Here is a 19333-nt window from a genome sequence, read left to right as displayed (position 1 = left end):
TTTCATGGTCCAGACTATCATAGTCTCTGGGCCACTCAGCGGGGGGCAGATCAGTTCAGCGTGCGTTCGCCGTCGATGGCGATTGAGGCGGCGGTTTCGATGCAGGGCGTCAGAACAACGGTTAGGCTGAGCGAAGAAGCGACAACCCTCAAGCGAATCCCTGAGAAGCACCGAACGCGACTGCACGTCGAGGTGGACGGCAATGTCGCCGCGAACTGGCCGCGCTCGCTTTTCAACATCATTTATCTCGAAAGCCATTCACTCAAGCCGAGCGACATAAAGGACCCGTTCCGCCGCGAATTGCGAGCGCTCGCGCCGCAGCTTGGCCTGAGCGAAGATCAAGCCTGGGACGCACTGCGCGAAGAATTATTCTGCAGTGCGACCTTCGGATCCCGAATCCGCCGGGTCGGCGAGTATCGCGCCGAAGTGCGTCCGCGCGAGAGCGATCATTTTTACGAGACCGGCGGCCTTGCCGGCTCCGAGCAGACTTTCGCCTTGTTCGATATCATGTTGAGAATGATCCGTAGCGATCCCCGGCCAACTCCCTGGTTGATCCTTGTCGATTCCAGCCTGTTCCTGGGGCTCGACAGCGACAACAAGCGACGTCTCGTCAGCGGCCTGAATGGTCTGGCCGATCCGAAGGTCCAGACCCTGGTCTGCGTTAACTCCGAGCAGGACGCAATCGAGCTTACCGCGGACGATTCGGAACGCTGGATCGGCTCAAGCGCGGCAGGTGCTCTGACCATTCACAATTTCCTGTAGCGAGAGCCGCACCATGACTGTCCGCTCACAGCGCCACATCATCAGTCCGCCGCGGGCGTGCCCCACGCATCTTCGCGGACCCACCGGTCGGCCGCTCCCGCAGGTATCGCTCGACATGAACCATGTCGCGCGAGCTGCCTGGGGCGAAATCCTCCAGACCGCGCCAGGCTCGACTTCGCTGTTCGCGTTTCTCGAAGACCTGCTCCAGCCCGGCCCCGACCTGATCTGGCGCGGCAAGGGCCCCGGCCGCGGCACAGAGATGCGCCGCTCCTTTTCCGGGCTGTTCGGCCGCTTCTTTGCGCGCGCCTATCTTGAGATCCATCACGACTATGTTTGGTTCGCGGCGATCGATGGCGACAACTTCCACTTGTCGCCGCACTGGCGCGTCAAGAGGTTCACCAGCGCGGAGATGCCTGATTGGATCTGCGCGCGGCCCGGCGCCCTCGCGATCGCAGAGGCAAAGGGGTCGCATCAGAAGGGAAACGCCACTGGCGCATCGCGACCCGGACCGATCAAGACGGCCGACGGCCAGATTCGCGGCGTGCATGTTCAGAAGCGGACCCGCACCGCCCGTGGCCTGCGCTGGTTCAACCGCTCGGTCAAAGGCTGGGCGGTGATGTCGCGCTGGGGCCTGGTCGATCCGCCCCGCGCGCCGTTCCTTTATGCCCTTGATCCCAAGACAGAGGGCGATGAACTCACCGAGGAAGAACGCGACGATCTGATTCAAGCGGTCGCCCGCACGCACATCGAACAGACCGCAATCGGTCTTGGTCTGCTCAAATGGTTCGATGAAGACGCGCTGGTGCCAACGCCGCGCCACCTAGTGCGAGTTGCGGACGATACCGAGAAGCGCCTCTTCGCCGGCGCGGTAATCACGCCGTTCGGCCGGCTTGACATGGACCTTGAGCAGGCGAGAGAACTGAGCCTGCTGCTCCCCAATCCCGACTTGGTGCGGTTCGTCGGCCTCGAACAGGCGCTTTTCCAAGATTATTTGCAGGGCCAGCCCCTCGCAACCACCCAGCGACAACGCATCGGCGACCAATCGGAGATCGGCAAGGACGGCCTGATCGTCGGTCCAGTCAGCGAAATCATCGATCTCGGCTATCAGGCTGACGGGGCCTGAGGTCCGAGGGCCCAGGAAGGTGTGTCGCGGTCGATGGTGTGGTCTTCGTTGGTCCTGCCGCCAGCCGGCCGCCAGTCATCCTCCCTACCCCAATGGCTCCGGCGCCCCGTCACTCTTCGGAATCGGGTGTGCAGCGGGCTTTAGACGATTCAGAGCAGGACGGGTGCGGTCGCCATATCGGCACTCGGACGGGATTCAGCGGTGCTCGACTCGGCCACCCATGAACTCCCATTGGCACCGATGATGATCGGCAATCGCGCATTATCTGACGGCGCCGGTGCGGAGCGATCGAGCCGGCACTTTCTAATTCTACGCTAGCCTTCGACGCTCGTTGTTTTCTGTTGCCGCGCAGGCGTTCGCGCTTCTCTTCCTTGCTCCCGACGCCGCGCTGCCGCGTGGCGAGAGGAGCATTACCATGTTGAAGGGGTTCCAGTTTTCGGGTGGGCGCCGGCTTCGGCTTGGAGCCTTCGCCGCGTTGTTGGCTTCGCTGGCAGCCGGCCCTGCATTCGCGCAGGAAGTCGGCGAAAACCGGGCCTGGCAGTTCGAGACACCGCAGGATCTCGCCGCCCGCGCGGCCGTTGCCGACCTGATCGCCAAGCAGCGCGCCGGCATCTATGCGGCGCCGATCTACAACACGACAATCGCGCGCCAGTATAATTGTACGGTTGCGGCGAGCGCGATCGGCAACAGCGGCGCGCAGAGCGCCGTCGCCAACTCTCCCACGGTCACCGGCGCGACTTCCGCCGCGACCGGCAATGCGGGCACCGCATCCGGCGAGGCCCGCACCGATATTGGCATCGATCAGCGTAACGATGGCCCCATCGGATCGACCGCGATCGGGTCGACCGGCGCGACCGCCGACGGCCCCGCCTGGCAGGCGCTCAATTCCTCGCTGTCCAACTCGGGCGATCAGGGCGCCAGCGTCTCGGGCAGCACCGCCTGCGGCTTCGGAGCGCTCAACTGATGCTCGCGCGTCTCTTCCGAGCGCGGCGCGCTCGCCTGCTGTTTTCCGCGATCGTGCTGCCGTGCCTTCCGGGCTGCGTCAGCCTCAAGCAGCAGCGGCTGGCACCGGGCGAGGAGCCCGTGCTGACCGGCGCGGCCGCGCGCGACAACCGAACCCCGATGGATCCGGCCTTCGCCTGCTTCAGCGCCGAGCTTTCGGCTGTGAGGCACAAGCCTGTCGTGATCGCGGTCGGCGATGTCCGGGACTTCACCGGCAAATATTCTGTGAGCGAGGGCACCGCCATCACCCAGGGCGGGGCGCTAATGGTCTCCTCCGCGCTCGGTAAGCTGGCGGGCCCGGTCACGCTTGCCGAGCGGTTCGATCCAACGATCGGCGAACGCGAGCTTGGCTATACCGACCGGCGCCAGCTCGGCGACGGCAGCCCGCACAATGTCGGTGGGGCGAACGGCCCGTCGAGCGTGCCTTGGCTGCCTTACTATGGCGGCAGCATCGCCGCCTCGGACTATTACATCGTCGGGGGCATCACCGAGCTCAACTACAATATTCGCTCGGGAGGCGCCGAAGTGCGCATCGGTCAGGTCGGTCCCAAGGTCCGGACCTACACCCAGTCGGTCGCGATCGATCTCCGGATCGTCGACACCCGCTCGCTGCTGGTCGCGCGCACCGTCAGCCTCACCAAGCAGTTCACCGGCTATGAGGTCGGCTTCAACACCTTCCGCTTCTTCGGGTCCGACCTGTTCGACGTGAACATTGGCGCGAAGGGCCAGGAGCCGTTGCAGCTCGGCATCCGTACGACGCTCGAGGAAGCGACGATGCGGCTGGTCGGCGCGGTCGCGGGCCTCGATCCGAAGGGCTGCATCGCGATGCAGTCATGGATCCCGGCGGTTACACTTCCGCCCATCCGGTTTGCGGAACGTGCGGGACCGGTCGCCAAGAGTCTGGTCGACGCCGCCGCTCAGGTCCTCAACACGCTGCCGCAGACAAATCCGGGAAGGGGCGATGACGCTGCGCTGATGTTCGAGCCGGGGTCCTCCGATCTCGGCGGTTCGGCGCAGGCAGCCCTCGACCGTATCGCAAACGCCGCCCGTACCGCGCCCGTAGAGCTCCGGATCGTCGCGCGCGACATCGAAGTGCTCGAGCCTGCGAAACGTGATGCGCTCACCGACCAGCGCATCGCCGCGGTTGTGGGCGCGCTGACCGCGCGCGGCGTCGCCAAGGGAAAGATCGCCCTGCGCTGGCGGCCCGCTGCCTCCGACCCAACCCTGCAGCGAGGCGAAGCCGGCGCGCAGGATCTGGCTCGGCTCCGCATCGGCGGCTGAGCAGCCCGTCCCTCAAGTCCCAGGGAGGCGCCCACCCGACAGCCTGACGACCCTCACCGACTGCCTCTTATCCCTTGAACCGGAGTATCCCCATGTCCCGTATCGCCCATTCCCGCACCGCGCTGATGATCGGCGGCGCCACCGCCGCGCTTGCCGCCATGCTCGCCGTCACGCCCGCTTTGGCGCAGTCCGCCGACCAGATCAGCGGAACCCGAGTCGTCGCCGACCACCAGCGCGCCGACCATGTTCGCGCACTGGCCGACACCAGCGGTTTCGAGATCGTGGTGGCCGCGCCGCCGGCCCAGACTTCCGAGATCGCGCTGCGCGCCAACGGCGTCACTGCGTCTGTGCGCGCCAATCGGTCGGACAGCGAGCTCTCGATCGACTCCGCCGAGCTCGGCGGCCAGCGCGCGGTCACCCATCTCACCTCGGGCAATCGTGCGGTCACCGCCGATGGCGACGCACTGCTGGTCACCACCCAGCGCGGCGCCTCCTCGATCGCGACGGCGCTCAGCACCGGCGGCACGCTCGGCATCAACATCGACACCAGCCGCGGCAACACCGTCACGGTCGCCGACAACCGGCTCGATACCCAGGCACTCGGCAACGATGCCACGGCCACCCTGTCACTCGAAGGGCTCCAGCAGCCGGCGGCTGGCGGCATCCTCGGCTTCCAGTCGAACGACGCGCGCTCGGCGGTCACCTCGACCAACATGGCGGCGATGCGCATCGGCACCGGCGCCACCTTCGGCAGCGATCTCGCGATGACGGACAACCTCGTCCGGGCGCTCGGCTATGGCAACGCTTTCTCCAGCGACTTCACCGTCTCCGGGGCGAGTGCATTCGGTTATGCCGATGGCGGCCCGGTCTCGCTGGTCCCGGGCTCCGCCGATGGCGATCCGACAATCTCGGCGACCTTCGCGACGCTTACCCACCAACAGCAGGACGGCGCGCTTACCGTTCGCGCGGGCGAAAACGACGGTTCCGACCCCTTCCACCTGGTCGTGTTCGGGTCGCTGTCGGATTCCAACGCGCGGCATGACGGCGACGCACTGGTCGCCGGCGGCTATGGCAACCAGTCCGACAACGCGATGTCGCTGCGCATCGGCACGGCTTCGGGAAGCGGCGCGGTCGCGAACCTGACCGCTGTCCAGCGTGCCGGTGCGGCCGATGTCGAGTCGGATACCGTCGGCGGCATCCGGACCAACATCCTGGGCGCCATGACGAACGCGCAGGCGTCGCTCTCCGACAATAGCGCGCGCGCCGTCGCGATCGCCAACCTCGCGGAGCGCAACCAGCTGACCGTCGAAGCCGGCACCATGGATACGTTCGGGCTTCCGGGTTCGGGTCCGGTCGGCACAGCGTCGGCCGGGTTCGACAACAGCTCCAGCGTCACCGCCGCGTTCAGCGTCCACAATGTGCAGGACTTCGGGGAGTCGAGCGTCGGTGCCACTTCGACCAGCGCGCTCAAGCTCGGCGTGCTGTCGCCGGTCGAGCGCTCGACCTTGGCCGCCGACGGTAACACGGTCAGCGTCGCGGCGACCGGCAACGGCGCGACCAACGGCCTTACCCTCAGCGCGCCGCTGCTGCGCACCAGCGCCGATCTCAACAATGTCCAGAGCGGCAACGGCGAGCTCCGCGTCGAGGCGGGCGGCGGTGCCTGGCCGCTTGGCGTCATTCTCGCGCTTCCCGCGACCGTGATCGAGTCCGACCTGTCGGTCCGCGACAATGTTCTGGCCGGCAGCGCGATCGGCAATTCGGCCTCGAACAGCATGAGCGTGACCGGCGCCAGCTTCGCCAATGGCAGCGGACATGGCGAGGCGGTCTCCGGACCCCTGCTCGAAGGCTATGGCGCTGCCGCCGACTATGCGCTGGCCAGCAGCCAGAAGCTCGGCCTGTCGGGCTCGGTGGAAGATGCGGTCGGGATCAACAGCGCGGTGGCCGGCCGCTTCGGCATGCTCGGCGACTATCGCACCTATGGCTCGGCCTATGCGGTCGAGGGCAATGGCGTTGCCTCGACGATCATCGGCAACACGGCCGCCAACCGGCTGTCGCTGAGCGCGGTCAGCCTCGGATCGGCGAACACGCCGGCACCCGGCACGGCCCTGTCCTCGGCGCAATATGGTCAGGTGATCGGCACCGCGCAGTCGACCCAGTCGCTTGTCGCGCCCGGATCGCTGGACGGCTCGAGCGTCTCGGTGAAGGGCAACACCAACCAGGCCTATGCCGGCATCAACGAGGCCGATAATCGCCTCGCGGTCGATGCTGTCGATGCGGGATCGCTGACGGGCCGCAACACGCGCGTCTCGATCGTCTCGAGCCCCGGCATCTCGGGCGATGATGTGCTTGGCAACCTGCAGTTCGCAGGCGGCAGCATTTCGGCCGATGCCGTCACCTCGATCGAGAATGGCGACAGCGGGATCGGCATGGCCGGCTCACGCTTCGCGATCGACGCCAACGTGACTGCCGCCGAGGCCAGTGCGAACCGCGCGGTGAACCTCGTCACGATCGACACGCTCGGCGGCGGCGTGGCGGGCGGGCTCGGCAACATGCAGATCAGCACCGCGAGTGTCGCGGCGAACGCATCCCTGGATGCCGGCTACCGTGCATCGCAATTCCCGGCGATGCCGATGATCGACGCCTCGTCGGTCGGGATCGAGGGCAATGCGACCAGCGCGCTGGCGCGCGGCAATGCCGTGGACAACCAGCTGGTGGTGGGCGGAAGTGTGCCGTCGCCGGTAACCGCCACGTCCGATGTCAGCCGGTTCGAGATCTGGGCGGACGCGGGTGCGCCCTTGCTCAACGCCCAGACCAACTATGGCAGCGTGACGGCTTCGGCCTCGAACAGCCTGGTCGGCGCGGCATTCAACGGCCCGCTCACCGGCATGAACCAGGCGTCGATGACGATCGGCGGCAACACCGTCTCGGCTGCGGCCTATGGCAACACCGCGACCAATGCGGCGAGCCTGTCCTCGTTCGGGCAGCCGGGTAGCGTCGCGATAGTCAGCAGCCAGACCAACTATGGTCCGGTGACCGCGATCGCGACGGGCAATCAGCTGACCCTGCCGCTCGGATCGATGACCGGCAGCAGCTTTGCACTCACCGGCAACCAGGTGAGCGCGGTCGCGGTCGGCAACCAGGCGACGAATAGCATCACCAGCCTTCGCTGATCCGCTCCGGCTGTTCCGCGCCCCCTGAGACAGCCGGCAAGCGGGAAGGGTCGCCGCGTTCCCCCCTGTGCGCGGCGGCCCTTCGAATTTTTGGATACTCAGCAGGTCGGTAAGGGCCGACCGTAACGATGCGCCAGCATCTCCAGGAAGCGTCTGAGCGCCGCACTGTCATTGTCGCGACGCCAATGGATCGCCTGCTCGAGATGGGTGGCGCCGAACGCGTCATGCACGGGGCGGAGCACCAGATCGTCATCCTCGCGCGCGATGCCGGTCGTGACGACGCAGCAGCCATTCCCGGCAAACGAAAACAGGTTCTCGCGGCGGACATCCTGGACCTTGACGCTGGGGACGAAGCCCGGTCCCGATAGCCGTGAGGCGACCAGGTCGTTGAGGGACGGGCCGGGGTCGACCTTGCTGATTACGAAGGTCATGCCGCGCAGATCCGACCAGTAGAGCGGGTCGCATACGCATAGCGGATCGCCGCGCTGCAGTCCGATCATCACCTTTTCGCTCCAGAAGGACAGCGAGACGAGGCCGGGACGCGCGGCCTGTCCGCTCATCACCGCGAAATCGAGCTGGTCGCGCTCCAGCGCCCGCAGCAGCCGCGACCGGCTGCGCTCACGCGCTGCCAGTTCGACATCCGGCCAGGCTGCACGAAAGTCGCGAATGACGGCGGACAGGTCGCCGCTTCCCAGCGAGCCGTGGAAGCCGAACCGTAGCTGTCCGGCGGTGCCCCGCGCGATCGCCGCGCAGTCGCGATCAAGCGCATCGATATCCTCTACGATCTGGCGCACCTTGCGCAGGATCCCCTCGCCGGGATCGGTGGGCACTACGCCGCGGCTTGAGCGGCGGAAGAGCGCGACGCCGAGCCGGTCCTCCAGATAGTGGATGCGTTTGCTGAGTGTTGACTGCTTCACCCCGAAGCGGTCGGCGGCCCGGCTGAAGCTGCCGCTGTCGGCGGCGGCGAGCGCATAGCGCAGCAAATGAACCTCGATCATGCCCGCTCCTGCACGAGCCGTTGCGCCGGTTTCCGGCTGGCGATCGCGCGGCGCGCATCCTCTTGCGAGCAACGTCTTGACGCCATTCCAAGAAATGGGGTGGCGTGCACAGCGTGGGGTGGCGTGCACAGCGTGCCTCTACCGGCCAGCATCCGTCATTCTAAACGAGGGAACGATCTCGATCGAGCTTACTTAGCAATATGTTGCTCGACTGGTCGTCCTTTGTCGGACAGACCTTAGCTCTCGATTTGACTCGGGGTGGGTGTGTCTTCCGCCCAACGCAAAGGAAAAGGTTGATAAAATGCCGAGCATATACGGTTCGATCACCCGTCGTGAGGCGATGGGTATGCTTTGGCACGGCGGGTCAGTGGTGACGGGATCCATGATTTGTCCCTCAGTCGCCGAAGCCGCGGCCCTAGTCGCCGATGGAAACGAAATTGCGCGCGCCCCGCTCTGGCAGCCCTTCCGGCTAGTCACCGGTGATACGATCATCCTCCGGGCGGAGGTAGCGAGTACGCCCGTAGAAGCTATCCTAGACAGCGGCAGCGCGGCATCGATCATCAGCTCCTCTCTGGCGGCGCGACTTGGCCTTACCGTGGCGGAACAGCGGACCATTCGCGGCGTTGGCGGCCGAGCAGCGGTTCGCCTCGTTCGCGACGTCGATCTCGTTCTGGCCGGGCAGCAGCGACGGCTTCCCTTCGTCATCGTTGCTGACCTCGACGCTGTTTCCTCGGCGCTCGGCGGGCCTGTGGATGTTGTGCTTGGCGAGGACATGCTGGTCAACCGCTGCGTCGCTCTCGACTTTGAGCGCAGCCGGATTTCCGTTAGCGATAGCGGCGCATTTACCGGCGGGCTCGAGTGGCGGCCTCTGCCGCTTTCGCACGGATCCAGTCGGGAGCTGCTTGTGACCGCCTCTGTCGGCGGGCTTCCGGATATTCCAATGGTTTTCGACCTCGGAAGCTCGATGGCGCTGATGCTGCCTCGCACCTATGTCGATCAGCACCGGCTACTGGAGGGAGTCCGGCAATCGAGCGCAGCGATCGGTGGGATTGACGGCATCCGACTTGCCACGACTTTCATGGCCAACGAGGTCAGGCTGGCTGGGCATTCTCTTCGCTCCGTTCCAGCGCTCGTCCCTGCGACCTGGGCTTCCGCCAGTGCGGCAGGCAGTATCGGATTTCCGCTAATTTCGCAATTTGATGTGGTGCTAGACGTTTCGGCTGAAAAGCTGTGGCTGCGACCTGCGCGGCGTGGGTTGCCGATGCTCGAAGATCATAGCGGTTTTGGGCTCGCGATGCAGGGAAGTGAATTGTCCGTCATTCATGTCGCGGCCAATGGGCCCGCCGCCGCTGGCGGCTGGCAGGCAGGAGATCGGATCCAGGCCGTCAATGGCCGCAAAATTGACGCAGCCTATATCAGAAGCGACCATTGGCGGTGGCGCTTCATGCCACCGGGAACCGTGGTAAAGTTAGAGGACCATACCGGGCGTGTGCGAGATCTTCGCCTCGCTGACTATTATTGATTTGCTGTAAGGATCCCGTGATCTCGCGAACCCTTCCGTTGCGACGCAGTCGTAGGGTATTTCGGTCCCTAGATATTACTTGTCTGCTCGCCGGGAATTATCCGCCCAGCAGCCCGCCAACGGCTAGCAGAAACGCGACTAGGTAGCAGAACAGCGATGCCATTGCGGTGGCTGCCATCCCGAAAGCGCGTGCGCCTGCGCCGTCAGCATAGTTGCGAAAGAAACTTAACCGGCCGATCGCGAACAGCAAAGGCGACGCAACTAGCAGCCCCAACCAACGACCGCTTGCAACGGAGGCGAGGAGAAGATGCGCGCCCACTCCGAGGAACGCCTGCTCGAGTGTATTCTGAAGGAACGCGGCCTTGATCGCGAGCGCGGGACTCGGCGGCGCCTTTGCCGCGCCGCCGATATCGGCGGCCGAGCGGTAGCGTCCGCTCGACACCATGCGGACCGCAATGAGGACGATCGCAAAATGAATCGAACTCGCCTGCACCCCGAAAGCCAGGCGCGCTCCTATCTCGGATGGGAAAGTGACCAGCTTGGGCAAGAAGAGCACGCACGCAGTTGCAACCGCGGCGCAAAGCGCAAGGGCCTGTACGGACTGCTTCTTGATCTCCCGTTGCTCCGACAGCAGATTCACCGCTCTCTCCTTCAGGCCGGCTTGTCCGCAACGATAAGCGTAATCGAGCCGGTCACGGTATAAACCTGACGGAGCTCCCGGACGTTGCGAAAACCGGCGTCGCGGACCAGCGTGGGGAGCAGGCCGTCCGCGTTGGGTTGGGTGTCGGTCACGCCGTCGAGGCGCTGGATCGTCATACGGAACAGCAGGCGCATCAGCCCCCGCTGCCGGCCGTAATCGGCGATCACCAGTCGCCCGCCGGGGCGGAGTGAGGTGTACATCGCCGACAAGCCGGCCCGCTTCTCTGCCATTGGTACCTGGTGGAACATCAGGCTCGACACCACGGCGTCGACGCCACGCCTTTCAATGTCCCGTGCGAGCCCGCGCTCCCAGCATATCGCGAGCCAGGCGGCATCGGCTTTGGCACGGGCGATCGCCAGCGCCTCCTCGTCGGGATCGATGCCGATGACGGTCGCGCCGGGCGTGTTTGCCTTTAGCATGACAGCGAAGCTGCCCGTGCCGCATCCGACGTCGATGATGGTCTCACCGGGGCGCGGTACGAGCGCTGCGATCATGGCGCGGCGCCAGCGCAGCTCGCGTGTCCAGCGCCGGATCGCGCGGTCATAGTCGGCGGTGGAGCCGGTTCCAAGCGGCGGCGTGTAGGCGCGGTCGTTCACGCCAGCACTCCCCTTGCATGCCCCGCTAGCTCGCGACGCGCGTCGCGGATGATGTCATAGGCCGAGTGAAGGAACAGTAGCGCGATGACGCCCGCGACGGCGAGATCGGGCCACGCTTGGCCTGTCAAGCCGACCAGCACCGCAGCAACGATCACTGCGATATTGGCGACCGCGTCGTTGCGCGAGAACAGCCAAATCGCGCGCGATGTCGCATCTACCCGGTCGCGGAAGCGGACAAGGATCAGAGCCGCTGACACGTTGACGGCGAGCGCCACGATGCCGATCCCACCCATCAATCCCGCCTCGGGTGGGATGGCACGGAATGCCCGCCATGCCGCAAAGCCCAAGACGCCGACACCGAGCGCTGCGAGGAATATTCCTTGCACGAGCGCGTTACGGCTGCGCGCGACCGCCGGCCAGCCAAGCGCAATTAGCCCGAAGAACGTGATCGACCCGTCGCCGATGAAGTCTAGCGAGTCAGCCTTTAATGCCTGCGATCCGGCGAGGAACCCGCCGGCAAGCTCGACCAATCCGAAGCCGATATTCAAAACCACGACGATCCATAGCGTGCGGCGGTAGGCGGAATCGATGCCGGCCCGCGCCGTGTCCGCTTCGCATCCACAATCGCTCATCGCCATCTCCTCTGCGAGTCGTCGGGAAGTGTGCTCCCTCTAGCAGCTATAGAGTCAATGCTCAGCTTTTGGCGGCCGGCCCCAGCGCTTCGATGATCCGGCAATCGGAAATCGCACCTTGCCTGCATTGGCTAATGAGCTCGTCAAGCTCGTGGCGCAGCGCGCGAAGATCGGCGATCTTCCGGTCGATTTGCGCGAGATGCGCACGCGCGACAACATCGACCGCTCCGCACGGTCGGTTCCCGTCGTCGGCGAGGGCCAGCAACTCGCGCACCTGGTCGAGCGTGAAGCCCAGGTCACGCGCGCGCCGAACGAATGAGAGGCGTGCCAGGTGCCCCGGCCCGTAGTCGCGGAAATTGCCCGACGTGCGCGCGGGTGCGGCAAGCAAGCCGATCTTCTCGTAGAAGCGGATGGTTTCGACCTTGGTCGAAGTCGCTCGCGCCAGCTCGCCAATCTGCATTCGAAAATCCCGCTTGACCCTATAGCTGCTACAGATCGCATAGCCCAATTCGTCGAGTCGTTCGAGGGGGACCGCAATGGGATTAACTAGCAGGCAGACAGCGCGGCGGAAGACAGCTGCTTGGCGCTTGCGCGGCTCCGCTTGTCGTGTCCGCGCCTCACCGAACCTCACGAGTTGCCCGAGGCCGATCCTGCTTCTGCAAGTGATCGGGAGTAATCGATGATGAGACTTATCGCGACGGCGTTGGCGGTGACTTTCTTTAGTTGCATGGCGCAGGCGCAGGCGCAGACCGCGCCGCCCGGAGGGGCGCGTGAGGTCACCACATTAGATCAGGCGCTCGCGCTTGCTGGTTTGTCCTCCCCCAATGTGGAAGCAGCCGAAGCCGGCGTCACTGCCGCCGAGCAAGGCCGGACCGTTGCCGGTCTGCGGCCCAATCCGAGCGTCTCGGTCGAGGTGGAAAATGTCGCCGGAACCGGCCCGTATCGCGGGATCGGCGAGTCCGAGACCACTGTCGGTTTCGCAATGCCGCTCGAACTCGGCGGCAAGCGCACCGCGCGTCTCGGCGTTGCGAACGCTCAGCTCGATCGGGCGCGCCTCGAATCCGCCGTCACGATTGCCGACCTCAGACTGCGGGTTACGCAAGCCTACATCGTCGCGGTCGCGGCAGAGCGGCGGCTGATCGTGGCGCGCGAGCAGCTAAGCATCGCCGAAGAGGCGCTGCGGGTTGCATCCGACCGCGTCATGGTCGGCGCCACCTCCCCGATCGACGAGCAGCGTGCGCAGGTGCAGCTGGTCAACGCCCGCACCGAGGTCGAGCGTGCCGAACGGACCGTCGCGGTCACGCGGAGCAATCTGGAACGGTTGATCGGGCAGCCGATCGCCGGGGATCTCGACCAGGCATGGTTCGACCGGACCGGCCTCGTCGGCCCCACGGCCCCGATCGATGTCGAAGGAACGCTGTCCTATGCCGTGGCGTCCGCCGACTATTCGATCGCCGACGCCAATGTCCGGGTCGCCCGTAGCCAGCGCATTCCCGACTTGACGCTCAGTGCCGGCACGCGCCGGATCGAGAGCAGCAACAGCCAGGCGATGGTGTTCGGTGTCTCGGTCCCGCTTCCGCTCTTCAACCGGGGGACGGCGAGCGTGGCGCAAGCCAATGCCGAACGGACGCAAGCCGATGCGAGGCGCCGGGGTGTCCGGCTCGATGTCGACGCCGCGATCGCGGATGCGACCGCCGACCGCGACAATGCGGCCGCGGCGGTACGGGCCTCCGGGCCTGCGCTCGATGCTGCGATCGAATCAGCGCGGATCGCCCGCGTTGGCTACGGCCAGGGCAAGTTCGACCAGCTCATCCTGATCGACGCCGAACGGACCCTGCTCGAGACCCGCATTGCCCAGATCGATGCACTCGCTGCCTATCATGATGCCGAAGCCCGCCTGGCGCGCCTGACGACGCCGGCCCCTTCGCTTTCCGGAGACACGCAATGAACTTCAACGACAAGCGCCTCCTTGGCGGCGTCAGCGCGGCCGTGCTCGTCGCCGCAGTCGGGGGCTTTTCCATCGCTCGCCTGACATCTCCATCCGCTCCGGCCGCTGCTGCGCAGGAGGCCAAAAAGGATGAGCCTTTAAAGGGGGAAGCGGCGACCGACAGCGTTGCGATGACCGCCGATGCCATCAAGGCAGCGGGCATCGAGACCGGGATGGTGAATGCGGGCGGGCTCGGCGCCGAGATCGTCGCGCAGGGCACGGTCACCGCCTCGCCTAACGGCGAGGCGATGGTTACCGCCCGCGCCGGCGGCGCGGTCATCCGCGTCTTCAAGCGCCTCGGCGATAGTGTGCGTGCTGGCGAACCGCTCGCGATCGTCGAAAGCCGTGATGCAGCACAGCTCGCCTCCGAGCGGACGGTCGCCAATGCCCGAGCAGAACTGGCCCGCAAGAATCTCGAACGCGAACGGTATCTGGTCCGTCAACGCGTCTCGGCACGCGTCGATCTCGAACGCGCCGAGGCCGATTATGCTGCAGCACAGGCCGAGGTGCGTCGCGCGCAGGTGTCCGCAGGTGCGGCCCGAGTCACCAGCGATGGCCGCGGCGTGATCGTCACGAGCCCGATCTCCGGACGCGTGACGGCCGCATCGATCACGCTCGGGGCCTATGTCCAGCCCGAGACCGAGTTGTTCAGGGTCGCCGATCCCCGTCTGATCCAGGTGGAGGCTGCGGTTGGCTCTGTCGATGCCGGCCGCGTCGCGCCGGGCGACACCGCGGTCGTCGAGATGCCGAACGGCCGGACGGTCAATGCGCGGGTGCGCGCCGTGACCCCGACCCTCAATGGAGAGACGCGAGCGGCAACCGCCGTGCTCGACGTCGATGGCGGAGAGCTTCAGCCCGGCCTCGCGGTCCGTGTCCGCCTGAAGCCGAGCCGCGGCGAGACCTCATCCGCGATCGTAGTGCCCGAGGAAGCCGTTCAATCGGTGGAGGGCCGCGACGTCGTGTTCGTGAGGAACGCCGCTGGCTTCCGTGCGGTTCCGGTATCGCTCGGCCGCCGGAGCGCCGGACGCGTCGAAGTGCTTACCGGACTGTCCGGCGGCCAGACGATCGCAACTCGACAGGCATTCCTCCTCAAGGCCGAGCTCTCCAAGGGCACGGGCGAGGAGGAATAGCCGTGATCGCAAGTCTCATCGGATTGTCCGTCCGCGCGCGCTGGGCGGTGCTGCTGCTCTTCCTCGCCATTGCCGGCATCGGCGCCTGGCAGCTGACCAAGCTGCCGATCGACGCCGTCCCCGATATCACCAACCGCCAAGTCCAGATCAACACCGTCGAACGCGGGCTTTCACCGATCGAGATCGAAAAGCGGGTCACCTTCCCAATCGAGACCGCATTGGCGGGCATTCCGGGACTGGAAACCACGCGCTCGCTCTCGCGCAATGGTTTCAGCCAGGTCAATGCGATTTTCACCGACCAGACTGACCTATATTTCGCCCGTCAGCAGGTCAGCGAGCGACTCACCCAAGCCCGCGACACTCTGCCTGAAGGCGTGCAGCCGCAAATCGGCCCGGTCACCACCGGCCTTGGCGAGGTGCTATTCTATGAGATCGATTTCGCCAACCCGGGCGGCAAGGGCGCGACCGTCCGCAACGGCCATCCGGGTTGGCAGTCCGACGGCAGTTTCCTCACGCCCGAGGGCGAGCGATTGGCCGATGACCTGTCGCGCACCGCCTATTTGCGGACGGTGCAGGACTGGATCATAAAGCCACAGCTACGCACGGTGCAGGGCGTTGCCGGCGTCGATTCAATCGGCGGCTACGAAAAGCAGTTCGTCGTCGAACCCGACCCCGTGAAGCTTGCTACCTATGGCATTTCTTATTCCGAGCTTGCGAAGGCGTTGGAAGCCGCGAATCTCGCGGTCGGCGCCAATTATTTCAACCGCGGGGGCGAGGCGTTCCTCGTGCGTGCCGACGCGCGTATCCGCGACATCGACGAAATCGCCGACGCCATCATAGCCACGCGCGGCGGCGTTCCGGTGCCGGTCAGCGCGGTTGCATCCGTCCATGTCGGCGGCGATCTGCGCACCGGAGCGGCTAGCGTAAACGGACATGAGGTCGTCATCGGCACGGTATTGATGCTGATCGGCGAGAATAGCCGGATCGTGGCGCGGTCGGCCGGCGACCGGCTGGCGCAAATCGCCAAATCGCTGCCCGCCGGGATCAAGATCACACCGGTGCTCGATCGCTCGAAGCTGGTCAACGCCACTATCGAGACCGTCCAGCGCAATCTCGCCGAAGGCGCGCTGTTGGTCGCGGCGGCCCTGTTCCTGCTGCTCGGTAACTGGCGCGCCGCGGTGATCGCGGTGCTCGTCATCCCCTTCTCCTTCCTTATGATGGCGATCGGCATGAACGCGTTCCGGGTGCCCGGAAACCTGATGAGCCTCGGCGCTCTCGATTTCGGCCTGATCGTCGATGGCGCCGTCATCATCATCGAGAATTGCCTCGCGCGACTAGCGCATCGCCAGGCGCATGAAGGCCGGCTGCTGACACTTCGCGAACGTCTCGAGGAGACGATGCGGGCCAGCCAGGAGATGATCAAGCCGACGGTATTCGGTCAGGCGATCATCCTGCTCGCCTTCGCGCCTTTGCTCATGTTCACCGGGGTCGAGGGCAAGACCTTCTCGCCGATGGCGATCACCATCATGCTCGCATTGGTCGCGGCGTTTATCCTCGCGCTGACCTTCGTGCCGGCGATGGTCGCCTTGTTGATCCGCGGCAAGGTCGCCGAGAAAGAGGTCTGGCTGATTGCGCGGACCAAATCACACTATGCGCCCTGGCTGGAACGCGCCGTTGCCCGGCCGTGGCCGTTCATTGGCGCCGGCTTCGCCTTCTTCGCTGCGTCGGCGTTCGTGTTCGGCCTGCTCGGGCAGGAGTTCATCCCCCAGCTCGACGAAAAGAATGTTGCTATGTCGTCGATGCGGGTGCCCTCGGTCGCGCTCGAGCAATCGCTCGCCATGCAGCGCGGCGTCGAGCGCGCGGTCACGAGCTTGCCCGAAGTCGAGCTGATGTTCTCCAAAACCGGCACCGCCGAGGTCGCGACCGACCCGATGCCGCAGAACATGTCCGATGGTTATATCATCCTGAAGCCCCAGGACCAATGGCCGGCAGGCGTGCGCACAAAGGCCGATGTGATCGAGCGCATCGAGCATGCTGCCGGCGCACGGCTCGGGCAGGTGTATGAGGTCAGCCAGCCGATCCAGCTCAGGTTCAATGAGCTGATCGCCGGGGTTCGCGGCGACGTCGCGATCAAGCTCTATGGTGACGATCTCGACAAGATGGGCGCGACAGCGCAGCAGATCGTTGCGGTGCTCAAGTCGGTCCGTGGCGCGGCCGACGTCAAGGCCGAACAGACCGCCGGCTCGCCCACGCTTGACGTCAACTTCGACCGCGCGGCGATCGCACGCTACGGCCTTACCGTCGAGGAAGTGGCGGACACCGTCGCCGCAGCGATGGGCGGGCGCGAGGCGGGGATGTTGTTCGAGGGCGACCGGCGGTTCGAGGTCACCGTCCGCGTGCCGGAGACCACGCGTGCGGATCTGGATGCGCTCGCCGCGTTGCCAGTGCTGCTGCCACAGGAAGCGAACGGCCGGCGCGAGACCGTACCGCTCAGCCAAGTCGCGCAGTTCCGCTTTAGCGAAGGCCTGAACCAGATCAGCCGCGAAAACGGCAAGCGTCGCGTCGTTATCCAAGCGAACGTTCGCGGGCGCGACGTCGGCTCGTTCGTCGCCGAGGCCCAGGCCGCGGTCGACAAGGTGGCGCTACCCGCCGGCTCCTATCTCGAATGGGGCGGGCAGTTCCAGAACCTGCAGGCGGCATCGCAGCGCCTGTCGATCGTCGTGCCGCTCTGTTTCGCCGCGATCTTCGGCCTGCTCTACATGGCGCTGGGCGGTCTTTCGCGGGCCGCCGCGGTGTTCCTCGCGGTGCCGCTCGGGCTCGCCGGTGGCGTGTTCACGCTCGCCATGACGGGGATCGCCTTCTCGGTGTCGGCGGCGGTCGGGTTCATCTGTCTCGCGGGCGTCGCGGTACTCAACGGTCTCGTCGTGATGACGGCGATCCGCGAGCGGCTCGATGCCGGCGTGGAACTCAGCCGGGCGATCATCGAGGGCACGACCGAAAAGATGCGCGCGGTAGTGATGACCGGGTTCGTGCCGGCGATCGGCTTCGTGCCGATGGCGCTGGCGCACGGCACCGGGGCCGAGGTGCAGAAGCCGCTGGCAACGGTCGTGATCGGCGGCCTCGTCGCGGCAACCATCCTCACGCTGCTCGTCCTGCCCGCGATTTCCAAGGTCGTCCTGGGTCTGGGAGAGCAGTGGGCTCGCCGGAAGGACAAGCAGGGATTCGGGGCAGCCGGCGATGCCGCGTCCGAGGCTGAAGGAGAAACGCCATGGCGAGCATGAAGTTGCTGCGCATCTACACCGACGAGGCAGCCTATTTCGGGGACGAGAAAGTCTTCGAGGTTGTAGCGGCGCGCGCGCGCGGCTCGAAACTGGCGGGTATGACGGTCGTTCGCGCATTCTTTGGCATCGGCCACAGCCCGCACCGGCACCGGCACCATCTGCTGGAGGACGACCAGCCCCTCGTCATCGAGATCATCGACGAAGACGCGCGCCTTCGAGCCTTCGTCGCATCACTCGCCGATATTTCGGGGATCGGGTTGATGACTCTCGAGGCCGTCGAAATTCTGTTCGAAGCACCCGGTCTTCCGGCACAGTCACCCAACGGATGAGGCCGGTATGACAACCTCTGCGCACACGCGACCGTCGTTTGGAAGGTTCGTCATATTTCTAGGCATCGCCGTCTCGGCGACGATCCCGGCGATCGCGCTGCGGACGGGGGGATGGCGACCGGATCCGCTCCTCGACGCGTTGCTGTTCGGCATGGCGATACTGGCAGCCGGCTTCATGCTTTCCTGGGGCGCCGAAGCTGCGGAGAAGCGCATCAGTCAGGGGCTGATCGTCGCGGTCATAGCGCTGATCACCGTACTGCCCGAATATGCGGTCGACTTCTATTATGCCTATGTCGCAGGACAGAATCCTGGCTCAAGCTATGTCCACTACGCGGCCGCTAACATGACGGGCGCGAACCGTCTCCTTGTCGGCCTGGCATGGCCGCTGCTCATGTTCATTCATTGGCTCCGCACCCGACAACGCGAGATCGTCCTTGCCCCCGTCAATGCCGCTGAGATAATCTTCCTGCTAATCGGCTCGGCCTGGTCGTTCACGATTTTGCTGCGCGACGAAATCGGCCTTCTCGATACCATAGTGCTCATCACCATCTTCGGCGCGTATCTTTGGCGCGTCGGCCAACTCCCCAAGGCCGAGGAGGACGAGGATGAGGACGACGAACCCGGCCCGGCGGCTGCGCTCGGCGCACTCTCTTTGCGGCGGCAATGGCTCATTATGGGTGCGCTCACCGTCATTGCGGCGGCGGTGATCCTGGTGTCGGCGGAGCCCTTTGCCGAAGCGATGGTCGCTTCGGGCCGTCGGTTTGGATTCGACGAGTTCCTGCTGATACAATGGCTCGCGCCGCTCGCCAGCGAGGCGCCC

The 19333-nt window shown here is 65.6% G+C and carries 15 protein-coding genes and 1 pseudogene; 11 read left to right on the top strand and 5 right to left on the bottom strand.

Annotated elements, in window-relative coordinates; translation table 11 throughout:
* The 5 genes from AX681_RS12480 to AX681_RS12460 all read left to right on the top strand — a co-directional run.
* Positions 1-762 (top strand): hypothetical protein (locus AX681_RS12480; RefSeq protein ID WP_231733782.1); only part of this gene is annotated, 762 nt, incomplete at its 5' end.
* A gap of 259 nt (positions 763-1021) precedes the next feature.
* The gene (locus AX681_RS12475; RefSeq protein WP_156456091.1) at positions 1022-1885 is read left to right on the top strand and encodes a hypothetical protein; all 864 of its coding nucleotides are present in this window, start codon (positions 1022-1024) and stop codon (positions 1883-1885) included.
* 415 nt (positions 1886-2300) lie between these two features.
* Entirely contained in the window at positions 2301-2849 is a 549-nt protein-coding gene (locus AX681_RS12470) for a hypothetical protein (RefSeq protein WP_066661993.1), read from the top strand.
* A complete protein-coding gene (locus AX681_RS12465; protein WP_066661986.1) occupies positions 2849-4168 on the top strand; it encodes a CsgG/HfaB family protein in 1320 nt (439 codons plus the stop codon). The genes AX681_RS12470 and AX681_RS12465 overlap by 1 nt, the downstream gene beginning before the upstream one ends.
* Before the next feature lie 92 nt (positions 4169-4260).
* Complete coding sequence (locus tag AX681_RS12460; RefSeq protein ID WP_156456090.1) at positions 4261-7338, top strand: beta strand repeat-containing protein; 3078 nt, start codon at positions 4261-4263, stop codon at positions 7336-7338.
* Between the two features lie 98 nt (positions 7339-7436).
* Here AX681_RS12460 and AX681_RS12455 read toward each other — a convergent pair whose 3' ends face one another.
* Complete coding sequence (locus tag AX681_RS12455; RefSeq protein ID WP_066656387.1) at positions 7437-8336, bottom strand: LysR family transcriptional regulator; 900 nt, start codon at positions 8334-8336, stop codon at positions 7437-7439.
* Positions 8337-8637: 301 nt separating this feature from the next.
* Here AX681_RS12455 and AX681_RS12450 point away from each other — a divergent pair, with 301 nt between their 5' ends.
* Positions 8638-9858 carry an aspartyl protease family protein gene (locus tag AX681_RS12450; RefSeq protein WP_231733643.1) on the top strand — a complete coding sequence of 407 codons (1221 nt, stop codon included), beginning with the start codon at positions 8638-8640 and terminating at the stop codon, positions 9856-9858.
* Positions 9859-9955: 97 nt separating this feature from the next.
* Here AX681_RS12450 and AX681_RS12445 read toward each other — a convergent pair whose 3' ends face one another.
* The 4 genes from AX681_RS12445 to AX681_RS12430 all read right to left on the bottom strand — a co-directional run bounded on the left by AX681_RS12445 (position 9956) and on the right by AX681_RS12430 (position 12246).
* Positions 9956-10498: a hypothetical protein gene (locus tag AX681_RS12445; RefSeq protein ID WP_066656389.1), complete on the bottom strand. Its 543-nt coding sequence runs from the start codon at positions 10496-10498 to the stop codon at positions 9956-9958.
* An 11-nt stretch (positions 10499-10509) separates the two neighbouring features.
* Positions 10510-11154, bottom strand: coding sequence for a class I SAM-dependent methyltransferase (locus AX681_RS12440; RefSeq protein WP_066656391.1), 645 nt, complete (start codon positions 11152-11154; stop codon positions 10510-10512).
* The gene (locus AX681_RS12435) at positions 11151-11786 is read right to left on the bottom strand and encodes a cation diffusion facilitator family transporter (protein WP_082737801.1); all 636 of its coding nucleotides are present in this window, start codon (positions 11784-11786) and stop codon (positions 11151-11153) included. The genes AX681_RS12440 and AX681_RS12435 overlap by 4 nt, the downstream gene beginning before the upstream one ends.
* Positions 11787-11847: 61 nt before the next feature.
* On the bottom strand, positions 11848-12246 hold the full coding sequence (locus AX681_RS12430; RefSeq protein WP_066656395.1) for a MerR family transcriptional regulator: 399 nt from the start codon (positions 12244-12246) through the stop codon (positions 11848-11850).
* 219 nt (positions 12247-12465) lie between these two features.
* Here AX681_RS12430 and AX681_RS12425 point away from each other — a divergent pair, with 219 nt between their 5' ends.
* The 5 genes and pseudogenes from AX681_RS12425 to AX681_RS12405 form a co-directional block, all read left to right on the top strand.
* Positions 12466-13734: a TolC family protein gene (locus AX681_RS12425; RefSeq protein WP_066656398.1), complete on the top strand. Its 1269-nt coding sequence runs from the start codon at positions 12466-12468 to the stop codon at positions 13732-13734.
* Positions 13731-14903: an efflux RND transporter periplasmic adaptor subunit gene (locus tag AX681_RS12420; protein WP_066656401.1), complete on the top strand. Its 1173-nt coding sequence runs from the start codon at positions 13731-13733 to the stop codon at positions 14901-14903. The genes AX681_RS12425 and AX681_RS12420 overlap by 4 nt, the downstream gene beginning before the upstream one ends.
* A gap of 2 nt (positions 14904-14905) precedes the next feature.
* Entirely contained in the window at positions 14906-18184 is a 3279-nt protein-coding gene (locus tag AX681_RS12415; RefSeq protein ID WP_066682352.1) for an efflux RND transporter permease subunit, read from the top strand.
* Positions 18172-18513 carry a DUF190 domain-containing protein gene (locus AX681_RS12410; RefSeq protein ID WP_231733804.1) on the top strand — a complete coding sequence of 114 codons (342 nt, stop codon included), beginning with the start codon at positions 18172-18174 and terminating at the stop codon, positions 18511-18513. Before AX681_RS12415 ends, AX681_RS12410 begins: the two co-directional genes overlap by 13 nt.
* Positions 18514-18520: 7 nt before the next feature.
* Positions 18521-19333, top strand: a pseudogene (locus AX681_RS12405) (sodium:proton exchanger); the annotation flags it as partial.

Source organism: Sphingomonas sp. CCH9-E2 (assembly GCF_001557215.1).
GTDB lineage: Bacteria > Pseudomonadota > Alphaproteobacteria > Sphingomonadales > Sphingomonadaceae > Sphingomonas.
Note: the sequence above shows the minus strand (reverse complement) of the source record. Positions and strands in the feature narration are given on the sequence as shown.